The 10,241-nt window shown below is 46.0% G+C and carries 8 protein-coding genes; 7 read left to right on the top strand and 1 reads right to left on the bottom strand.

What is annotated here, in order from left to right; genetic code table 11:
- Positions 1 to 204 (top strand): hypothetical protein (locus WS42_RS13185; RefSeq protein WP_046451228.1); only part of this gene is annotated, 204 nt, incomplete at its 5' end.
- A gap of 77 nt (positions 205 to 281) precedes the next feature.
- The gene (locus WS42_RS13190) at positions 282 to 914 is read left to right on the top strand and encodes a MarC family protein (protein WP_013613536.1); all 633 of its coding nucleotides are present in this window, start codon (positions 282 to 284) and stop codon (positions 912 to 914) included.
- Between the two features lie 4 nt (positions 915 to 918).
- On the opposite strand, the gene WS42_RS13195 is transcribed toward WS42_RS13190, so the two are convergent.
- Entirely contained in the window at positions 919 to 1,494 is a 576-nt protein-coding gene (locus WS42_RS13195; RefSeq protein WP_046403287.1) for an RNA polymerase sigma factor, read from the bottom strand.
- Positions 1,495 to 1,575: 81 nt separating this feature from the next.
- Between WS42_RS13195 and WS42_RS13200 the strand changes: the two genes are divergently transcribed.
- From WS42_RS13200 to WS42_RS13220, 5 genes are all read left to right on the top strand, one after another.
- Positions 1,576 to 2,328: a sulfite exporter TauE/SafE family protein gene (locus tag WS42_RS13200; protein ID WP_046403285.1), complete on the top strand. Its 753-nt coding sequence runs from the start codon at positions 1,576 to 1,578 to the stop codon at positions 2,326 to 2,328.
- Between the two features lie 65 nt (positions 2,329 to 2,393).
- Positions 2,394 to 3,548 (top strand): FecR family protein, encoded by a 1,155-nt coding sequence (locus WS42_RS13205; RefSeq protein WP_046451229.1) that lies wholly within the window; start codon positions 2,394 to 2,396, stop codon positions 3,546 to 3,548.
- 102 nt (positions 3,549 to 3,650) lie between these two features.
- On the top strand, positions 3,651 to 7,241 hold the full coding sequence (locus tag WS42_RS13210; RefSeq protein WP_046451230.1) for a SusC/RagA family TonB-linked outer membrane protein: 3,591 nt from the start codon (positions 3,651 to 3,653) through the stop codon (positions 7,239 to 7,241).
- Positions 7,242 to 7,271: 30 nt separating this feature from the next.
- Positions 7,272 to 8,759 carry a RagB/SusD family nutrient uptake outer membrane protein gene (locus tag WS42_RS13215; RefSeq protein ID WP_046451231.1) on the top strand — a complete coding sequence of 496 codons (1,488 nt, stop codon included), beginning with the start codon at positions 7,272 to 7,274 and terminating at the stop codon, positions 8,757 to 8,759.
- Between the two features lie 103 nt (positions 8,760 to 8,862).
- Complete coding sequence (locus WS42_RS13220) at positions 8,863 to 10,017, top strand: TlpA disulfide reductase family protein (protein ID WP_046451232.1); 1,155 nt, start codon at positions 8,863 to 8,865, stop codon at positions 10,015 to 10,017.
- Positions 10,018 to 10,241: the final 224 nt, after the last annotated feature.

The raw sequence follows: 10,241 nt of genomic DNA on the forward strand, positions 1-10,241 counted from the left end.
TACCGGAGGACCATTGGAGCAGGAACGAGTGTCCGGTTAGGTTTTCCGAACGCCCGACCGGTGGTGTCTGACGAACGTAGTGAGGAGTTCCGCCGGTCAGTGAAGGAAAGCCTTAACGGACCGTTCCAGGCGAACCGGTCCTCCGGTATAAAGCCCGGAATCGGAATAGAAAGAAAAAAAATTAAACCTACCTTATATTTATAAAAAACAATAAAAAACGTTATCTTGTCGCACTGAAAGAAGAAGACGGATACGGCTCTTCACGATAAAATAGAATAGAGATGTTTACATTTGGATTACTTTGTTTTACCTCGTTTTTTACGTTGATCAATCCGTTAGGAGCGATGCCGGTTTTTATGACCATGACGATGGAGCTGGATGAAAAAGAACGTAGAAAAGTGGCCCGCCGGGCTTCTTTGGTCTCTTTTCTCATCATGATGTTTTTTGCTATTTCAGGCGATTTGTTATTCCGTTTTTTCGGTATTTCCATCGATAGTCTGCGGATTGTCGGAGGAATCATCTTCTTGATTATGGGGATGGATATGTTGCAAGCCCGTTTGGTGAAAACCAAGGTGAAAGAATCGGAAGTGAAGAGTTATGTCAACGATATCTCGATCACGCCTTTATCTATTCCGATGTTATGTGGCCCTGGTGCGATTACCAACGCAATCGTTATGTGGAACAAAGCTACCGATTGGGAAACCAAAATGATTATGGTCATCGCCGTAGCTGTGGTGATTACTTTGGTATATCTTATTTTAAGAAGTTCCTCCCGGATTATCAAGATACTCGGCGAAACCGGCAATAACGTGATGATGCGGTTGATGGGGCTGATCGTGATGGTGATTGCTGTCGAATTTTTCTTTAGCGGGCTAAAACCGATCGTGATCGATATTTTGCGTTCGGTAGGCTGATCTTTTATTCGAAAAATAGGAAAATAACTAAAGTGTACAAGTTTTTTAAGCGTTTGCGGAGATATTGTTTTGCCCGTTGGCGTTGTGTTTTTACAGTAGATTCGGCAATTTGTAATTTTTCTGTAATTTCCCGGATGTCCATGTGCTCCAGGTAGCTCATTTTGAAAATCCGCCGGCATTCGGAAGGCAATTCTTCAATGGCAGCAAAAATTTCCTCGAATATCTCCGCTTCGATCTGGTGGCGGAAATAGGTGGCTTCTTCATATTTGGGAGTGTCCAGACGTTGTTTTAAAAATGTCCGGGTATTTTGCTTCTCCAAAGCATTCAGGGCTTTGGATTGTACACAGCTGTACAAGAATGATTTCAGAGCGATCAGGTTTGGGAAATCATAGCTTTTCTCATAGAAACGAATAAACACTTCCTGAACGACATCTCTTGCTGCTTCTTCATCTTTTAATATTTTATTGGCAAAAAAACATAATGCGGCGTAATAACGATGAAATAACAATTCGAAAGTTTTTTCATCGCCCTCTTTGAGTCGTTGTAAAACGAGCGTTTGATCTGTGATCTCCGGATTCATGTCTGGCTCTGATAATTCGACGATCAAATTTATGACTTTATCTTAGAATTTTCTCTAATAAAACCATTAATTTTGAATTCCATGAATGATAACAGCATGTTATATCTCGTTTTATTGGGTTTTGCTTCCGGGTTTATCAATATGTTCGCCGGAGGTGGATCGATGTTGGTGGTTCCGTTTTTGATTTTTCTCGGTTTGCCGCCCCATGTGGCTAATGCAACCAACCGGGTGGCTATTCTTCTGCAAAATATCGTTTCGACAGCTACTTTTCGACAGAAGAAAATATTGAATTTTAAAACGGATTATCCTTTACTGCTCCCCACTACCTTGGGAAGTATTTTAGGAGCTTTTACGGCTGTCGACATCCAGGCTGCCGTTTTACAAAAAATGATCGGGGGATTATTGGTGGTGATGTTTTTTATGATTTTGCTGGATCCCAATACCTGGGTGAAATCTAATATTGAAAAAGCAAAAGCCCGGCATCCCTGGGTACGTTTTTTGATATTTTTGGGGATCGGCTTCTATGGCGGTTTTATACAAATCGGTGTCGGTTTTTTTATGCTGGGTGGTTTGGTATTGGGATGTGGCTACGATTTGCTCAAGGCAAATGCTTTGAAAGTATTGCTTATCTTGATCTATACTTTCGGGGCACTCATTATTTTTGTCTGGTATGATTTGGTAGATTGGCGTACCGGTTTGATTCTGGCTTGCGGTAACATGGCGGGGGCCTGGATCGGGACCCGGTTGAGTGTGAAATGGGGAGCGAAGTACATACGTTATATTTTATTGCTTGCATTAGTAATGGTCGCTCTAAAACTTTTCGGAATATTTTGATTATTTTTTCATCTTTTGTCATCCTTTTGCTTCTTTCACCGGTTTTAATAGAAAATGAAGAAAAGATGACCTCTAAAAAATATACTCCTCAGGAAATTGCCCGTTTGATTTTGTTTTGTTGGCACGGAGAAGCAGATAAACAGCAAATGACCGAACTGGAAGAATGGTTGGAAGAGAGTGCAGACAACCGCTCGTTTTATGAAAGCCTCGGGGCCCGTTCATATCAAGGAACAGAATGGCAAGAATATATGAAATACGACTCCCGGAAAGATTGGAAACGGGTGAAAGTAGCGATGAAACGGAGGAAGCGTGTTCCTTTCCGGTATTTATTGCCGTATGCTGCATTGGTACTGATAGCGATAGGGCTTGCCTGGATGATAAAATATAAAAATACCGGAAAATCTGAGCAGCCTGTCTCGATGGTTGAAACTATTCGTCCAGGTAGTTCAAAAGCGCAGTTGGTCTTACCGGATGGACGTCGCGTGGATTTAGAAGTGGATAGGGGATGCCAGCAATTGAAAGGCGAGAATTTTGTAAATGATGGAAAACAACTGGTTTATCATGAACAGGAAAACGGTAAAAGGATACAATGGCATACTTTGTCGGTACCCCGTGGAGGAGAATACAAATTGGTTTTGGCCGACGGTACCCGGGTGTGGTTGAATGCTGCATCGGAATTGATGTATCCGGACCATTTTTCAGCAGATCAGCGGAAAGTGGTGTTAAAGGGGGAAGCTTACTTCGAAGTGACGAAAGATGTGAAGCGACCTTTTTCAGTCGTTTTGGGGGATATGGAAGTAAAGGTGCTGGGTACTTCGTTTAATGTGTCGGCTTACCCCGGCGTTAAGCGTCAGACGACTTTGATAGAAGGGCAGGTGGCTGTCAATTGGCATCGGCAGCAGGTTGTCATCAGGCCCGGCCAACAGGCCGTCGAAACTGATGAAGGACTGCGGGTGGCTTCTGTGAATGTCATGAATTATGTCGGTTGGAAGGAGCACCGTTTTGTATATGAAAATAAATTATTAGGGGAGGTATTGGAAGACCTGGAACGCTGGTATGATGTCGAAGTGTTTGTCATGCACGATGAAATCCGGAATTTACATTTGACAGCTAATTTACCGAAATACGAAAATATGGATAAGGTGTTGGAAATCATTGAATATGCGGCTTGTGTGAAATTTGAAGTAAAAGGCCGGACGGTTGTGGTGAGACGGGATTGACTCAAGAAAAACAGGAAAGCGCGCTAACACTTTCCTGTCGATAATAAATAACGCCCTTTTGGCGAAGGGTCATTATTCACTTAATTAAAACACGACAAATCTATGAAAAAAAATCAAGAATCCGATGTCGGAAAAGCTTCCGGTGTAGTTTGGAAAATGTGGTTGACTATGAAATTGCTGTTTTGTTTCCTTCTGATAGGATTTTCTACTGTCTATGGCAATGCTTTTTCACAAGTAAAAATCAGTATTTCGGTAAACGAGGTTTCCTTGCAGGAAGTGTTTGAAAAACTGACTGAACAGACGGGGTATCATTTTGTGTACAGTAATGAAATGTTACAACGGACCGGAAAGGTAAGTGTAGATATGCAAGATTGTGATCTTGGACAGATTATGGCTGTATGCCTGAAAAATACAGGTTTATGGTATCGGTTGGAAGACAATATCATTGTGATTTCTCCGAAATTCAGGCAACCTGATGTTCCTCAGAAAAAAATCACCCTTACCGGGAATGTAAAAGACAAAGAGGGACGTCCGTTGCCGGGAGTAACCATTCTGCTGAAAGGTTCTGCCGTGGGAGTGGTGAGTGATGTGGATGGAAATTTCACTCTGACAGTGCCGGAGGAATCGGGACTGACGCTTGTATTTTCGTTTGTGGGGATGAAAACGCAAGAAGTAGTCTTAAGCGGTCAGCAAGTGTTACATATTGTCATGCTGGAAGATGTGTCTCAAATGGAAGAAGTTATCGTTACCGGTTACCAGGAAGTCAAGAAAGAGAAAATGACCGGGGCGGTAACCACCATCTCCTCCGAAAAACTTAGTGACCGTTACACTCCGAATCTTATCCAGAATCTTGAGGCTCGCGTTGCCGGTCTGTCGACCTACGGCGGCAAACCGATTATCCGCGGAACGGGTACGCTCTATGGCGAATCGGCTCCGTTGCTCGTTGTGGACGGTCTTCCGGTCGAAGGCTCTATCGAAGACCTCAATCCCTATGACATCGCTTCGGTGAACGTTCTGAAAGACGCTGCAGCGTCGGCTATCTACGGTGCGCGCGCCGCAAACGGAATCATTGTTGTAACAACCAAGAATGCCCGTAACAAAGGCAAGATCGACATTGACTTCCAGGCAAACATAACCTTGTATGAAAACAAGAATGTCGATTATCATGATAACTTCCTGATGAACGCCGAAGAACAGGTGGAACGCGCCAGCGAATACTATGACTATTATTTCAACCGCAAGTATGCCGACGATCCGAGTATGACCCGGGACAAAGTCATAGAGAATTTCGGAAAGAACATTACCGACGGCGCTCAGATAAACCCCGTGGCCTATGCCTGGTATCAGCACGCGGCGGGCAATATCGGTCGCTCCGAACTCGACAACATTCTCGCTGATTTGTCGAAAAACAACTTCGCACAGGATTTCGCCGACAACATCTATCGTCGCCAGGTCATGCAGCAGTATAACCTCTCGCTCCGTGGTAGTTCCGACAAGTTCCGCAACAACTTAGTGATAAACTATCGCACTGACAACATGGGCATCATAGAGCATAAGAGCAACTGGCTCAACGTTTACTACAAAGGTAGTTGCGACCTTGCAAAATGGCTCGTGGCCACATTCTCGGTAAACGGCGTATACGCCAATATAAAGCAGTATGGCAACGATTACAACGTTAATCTCGACCCGTTCTCCTATGCCCAGTATCAGTCGTTCTATAATGCCGACGGCTCCGTTAAGAAACTCTATTCATGGTACTGCGGCAATGAATACATGCCCCTTCAGGAAGGCATGGAAGATCTCGGATTCAACCTCGTTGACGAGCTTAGGGATAACCAGACAAAGACGCGCCGTCAGGAAATGCGCTACCATGGCGATCTTCTCTTTAAGATTATCCCCGGACTTACGGCTCAGACCCAGTTCGTATATGAAGTCAACTCTCAGAACGTCCTGCAACATGCGACACAGGAGAGTCACGCCGCACGCACAATCAAGAATGCGTACGCCAAAATGGATACAGAGAGCCACAAGCTCGTTTATATGACTCCCGAAACCGGTGGATTTCTTCAGACTACTCATACCAGCGGAAACTTTTGGACTGCCCGTGGCCAGCTGAACTACACCAACACTTTCGGCAAGCACGAGATTTCGGCTATCGCTGGTCTGGAATTCCGGGAGACGAAAACCAGTGGTGACAAATCGCTTGTTCTCGGATATGACGAACAGCTTCAAAGCAGTGCTACCCATACTGTTGATTTCGGAACTTTATCGCAGATGAGCAATTCGCCTTACTTTCAAATGAACGGCTCTCCTTTCCCGTGCAACCAGTTCGCGTTCACACCCTATCTTGAAAACGGAATGGGAATCGTGAAAGAAGTTCGCCATCGCTATGGTTCGGGTTATTTCAACGCAACCTACACCTATGATAACAAATATAACATTTTCGGTTCGTTTCGAAAAGACTATGCCGACATCTACGGTCTCGACGCCAAGTTCCGTGGCAGACCCCTGTGGTCGGTAGGTATAGGCTGGAACGCCCACAACGAGAGTTTCCTCCGCGACCTGTCCTGGATGGATTTCCTGAAACTCCGTTTCTCCTACGGTGTTACCGGTAATATCTATCAAGGTGCTACCTCTCACATGACGGCATCGTCGGGCGACATAAATTCAACGACCAATCTGCCTGTCGCCTCTATTTCATCGCCCGCCAATCCTGACTTGCGCTGGGAGCAGAACCGGACGACCAACGTCGGTCTCGACTACGGTTTTATGAGCTATCGTTTGCGTGGATCGCTCGACTATTACGTGAAGACCGGTAAGGATATTTTTGCCCCGATCACTCTTGACCCGACAACCGGTTTCTCATCGATGGTTGCCAACGTGGCCTCAATCCGGAACAATGGTATTGAGCTTGCCATCGGCTATGACTGGTTTGTTCCCGGAAACCGCCGTGGATTCAGCTGGACAACCAACCTCACCGTAACCTACAATAAGAACAAGGTTCTCGAAGTGGAGAATCCTGCCACTCGCGCCTATGATCTCGTCAGCTTACCTTATAAGACCGGTTATCCCGTAAATGCGCTATGGGCTTATCGTTTCGCTGGGATCGATGACCGGCCGGGTCTGGTGGGCCAGTCGATGTATTACGTTGAGAATGGTAACACATCGCACAACGCAAGTAGTGCTAGCGTCGACGTTCTTGAATTCGGTGGTCAGTCCGATCCGAAAGCGATCGTCGGAATGGATAATCAGCTGCGCTGGAATGGCTTGAGTCTCGGATTTCTCCTTGTCTACTACGGTGGCCACAAAATGTTCGCCCAGCCCAAATCGGAAGTGTTCGAATCGTCATGGGACAGTCCGCTGAACATTGTCTATCTCAATTCCTGGACTCCCGAAAACCATTCCGATGTTCCGGGTATCGGCGAATATGCCTCTACGTCACTGGGCAGTGAATGTCGTACGGCGACAAACTGTCTCTATGACGCTGATTTCCTGAAAATCCGTAATATAACTATCGGTTATGATCTTCCTGAGCACCTAACGGAAAAAGTCGGTATCAGTAAGATTTCACTCCGTTTTCAGATCAACGACCCGAAAGCCCTCTGGATTAAGAACAACGCCGGAATCGACCCCGAGACACTCGGAATCCGTAAACAGGCATCGTATATGTTCGGCGTGAACCTGAGTCTCTAACATTTAGTAATATTTAATTTTGACATGACAATGAAAACAAGATATATCGTAGGTCTTTTTCTGGTGGGAGCTTCGGTGCTTAGTTCCTGTTCCGATTTCACAGAAATCGACCAGAAAGGAATGAACCTTCTCTCCACCACTGACCAGCTCGAGATGCTTCTCAACCAGGAGTATAATATCAGAATTGCCGATATTCAGCGTGTATGCGGTTCGGTACAGTATTATCCCGGCAACGTAGGGACTGTTCTTGCCAATCCGGTTAAGACAACAACCCAGATCCTTCTGAAATACGACGAGGCGGGGCATGCTTTGGAACAGGTAGACCTGACTTCGAGCGACAGTTATTATGCAAATTGCTACAACTATATCGGAACAGTTGCCAATCCTATTCTGAGTCTTGTGGATGCCGCGACAGGTTCCGAAGAAAAGAAAACGGCACTAAAAGCCGAAGCTCTGACGATCCGCGCCTATTTCCACTGGCTCGCTGCCGTGAAGTTTACCAAAGCCTATGATCCGGCTACGGCTGACTCCGAGAAATCTATCGCATATGTTCTGGAAACACAGGATATCAAACAACCTACCGAACAGCTTACTCAGAAAGAGGTCTACGAATACATTCTCGCTGACCTCGATGCTGCGATCGAGCTGAACGCGCTTCCGCAGTCGGCTGTAAACCGAATGCGCTTCAACGCCGCATGTCCGCATGCGATCAAAGCTCATGTGCTGATGTATATGCAGCAGCCCGGCGAAGCTGCAAAAGAGGCACAGAAAGCGCTTGCGGTTAACAGCTCGGTATCAGACTATGCCAACTACTGCACCGAGGCACCGAGCAGTGCGGGAATTCTGGTAAAAACATTCGAGACGCCCCAACTGGCACTTGCCCAAGACTATTTTACTGATACCGATGTCGAATTTTTCTCGTGGCTTACACCGCGCTACTACGAACGTTATGAACAGAAGAACATTCAGAAAGACTGGTTTGCCACCTATCACACCATGATGTGGATGGGTAGCTGGGAGACGACCTCTCAGGTGGTAAAGGGGGCGTTGGAAAGTATGTTTGGGGTTACCGAAGGTTCCATGAGCTACGGAGTACAAGGAAATGGCCGCGTCGGACGAATAAATCTGAGCGTGCCGCAGATGTATCTGATTCTCGCCGAGAATGCCATCAACAACAACCTGATCGACGACGCAATGGACTATCTCGACAAAATCCGTGTGGGCCGCTTCTTTCCGGAAGACTATCATGCGCTGAAAGGCTCGGTAACAACAAAAAACGATGCCATAGAGATGCTCAGAAAAGTTGCCCATGGCGAGAATGTATTTAACATCTACGACTTCATTACTCTTAAACGCTGGACACTGCTCAGTGATTACAAAGAGGATATCAGCTGGACATTCTCGGGTACGACTTACACGTTGAAACCGGAATCAACCATCTGGGTGTTCCCATTTCCGAAGAGTCTGATGGAAAAGAACGGTAATTTCGAACACAATTATCCGGTTACCCAAAACTAATGATTGATCGACCGGTTCGGATCTATAGGACCCACAATCGTGTCTAACAGAATATTGGACAAGCCGGACTTATCCGGTTTGTCCGAAAAATCAATTAAATCAAATGAAAGCACAAAAAATCATTTTTCTTGCAGGTGTAACCGCCATGTTCTGTGCCTGCAACACAAAGCCGGTTGGCTATTTCTGCGTAAGCGGCAAAATTTCCGATGCCGACGGTCGGGAAATCTATCTTTACAGAACTTCAAACAACCGTTCGGCTGCAACGGTCGACACAGCTGTGATCGAGAACGGACGTTTTATTTTCGAAGGCATTCAGGAAACTCCAATCGGGGCGACCCTTATGATGGGCGACCCACGGAACGGGAAGAACAAAACTCGTGTGGGGCTTTTTGTGGAACCGGGTGAAATCGTCGTTTCAGGGCTTATGGGCTCGGATTTCTCTCATGCTGCCATAGCCGGTTCGCTGTCGACCGACCAGCAAAAAGCATATGAAAGCTTGCTCCAACCGTTCACAGAACAGATAACTCGTCTGCATGAGTCGATAAAAGTCGACCCGGACAATGCTGCCCTGCGTGATTCGCTCGAAACCCTCCGGGAAAGTATGCAGCAAACGAGCATTGACTTTATTCGTAACAATGGCAAGTCGTTCGTTGCTCCTTGGGTTCTTGTACAGATTCAGGGAAACCTTGACTACTCGACGATGAAAGAACTCTATGACGCTCTTGCTCCTGAGGTTCAGCCCGAAGCTGCCGGGACTAAAAAAGAAATCGATGCCCTCGAAACCGTGCTGCCGGGGAAACCGGCTCCCGACCTGATAAATAGAAATCCTGAAGGCAAGGAAATAAAGCTGAGTGATCTGAAAGGCAAGGTTGTTCTGGTTGATTTCTGGGCCACCTGGTGCGGACCATGCGTTGCCTCGCTTCCCCACATTCAGGAACTCTACAACAAATACCATGACAAAGGATTTGAAGTTTTCTGTGTGGCCGATAACGATTCTTCTGAAGACGAATGGAAAAACTTCATCGCTGGGAGCAAAGTAGGCATGCAGAACTATCACCACATTTTGCGCGGACTTAAAACGCTCACGGATGAGAACGGCGAATTCGTTGGTTTCGACAGATCGAACGACCAAAGTGACAAGTATGCTGTCCACTATTTACCTACGAAATATCTGATCGCTGCCGATGGAACAATCATTGGTAAAATCGGGAACGACGAGCAGCTTGATTTAACCCTTGCCGAAATTTTTGCAGAATAATTTAATATTCCGACCGGTCGGAAAAATTTTTAATCCAATAAAATCAAATGTAATGAAAAAACTTTTTTCACTGATTCTCGTCGGCATGCTGGCCGTTTCGGGATTGTCGGCAAAAGTAAAACTGAGCGTTCTTTACGTTGGCGGCACAGCCAATATGGATCCCATACTCATGTCCCCTGGATCTGTCGATTCCGTAGCACTTGCGGCTTCGGTCAAAGAGCGTA

Source organism: Odoribacter sp. N54.MGS-14, assembly GCF_000980295.1.
Lineage (GTDB): Bacteria > Bacteroidota > Bacteroidia > Bacteroidales > Marinifilaceae > Odoribacter > Odoribacter splanchnicus.

Excerpts from the sequence above, each read along its gene's own strand:
- WS42_RS13190 (WP_013613536.1), top strand. The coding sequence starts at position 282 with ATGTTTACATTTGGATTACTTTGTTTTACCTCGTTTTTTACGTTGATC.
- WS42_RS13195 (WP_046403287.1), bottom strand. The coding sequence starts at position 1,494 with ATGAATCCGGAGATCACAGATCAAACGCTCGTTTTACAACGACTCAAA.
- WS42_RS13200 (WP_046403285.1), top strand. The coding sequence starts at position 1,576 with ATGAATGATAACAGCATGTTATATCTCGTTTTATTGGGTTTTGCTTCC.
- WS42_RS13205 (WP_046451229.1), top strand. The coding sequence starts at position 2,394 with ATGACCTCTAAAAAATATACTCCTCAGGAAATTGCCCGTTTGATTTTG.
- WS42_RS13210 (WP_046451230.1), top strand. The coding sequence starts at position 3,651 with ATGAAAAAAAATCAAGAATCCGATGTCGGAAAAGCTTCCGGTGTAGTT.
- WS42_RS13215 (WP_046451231.1), top strand. The coding sequence starts at position 7,272 with ATGAAAACAAGATATATCGTAGGTCTTTTTCTGGTGGGAGCTTCGGTG.
- WS42_RS13220 (WP_046451232.1), top strand. The coding sequence starts at position 8,863 with ATGAAAGCACAAAAAATCATTTTTCTTGCAGGTGTAACCGCCATGTTC.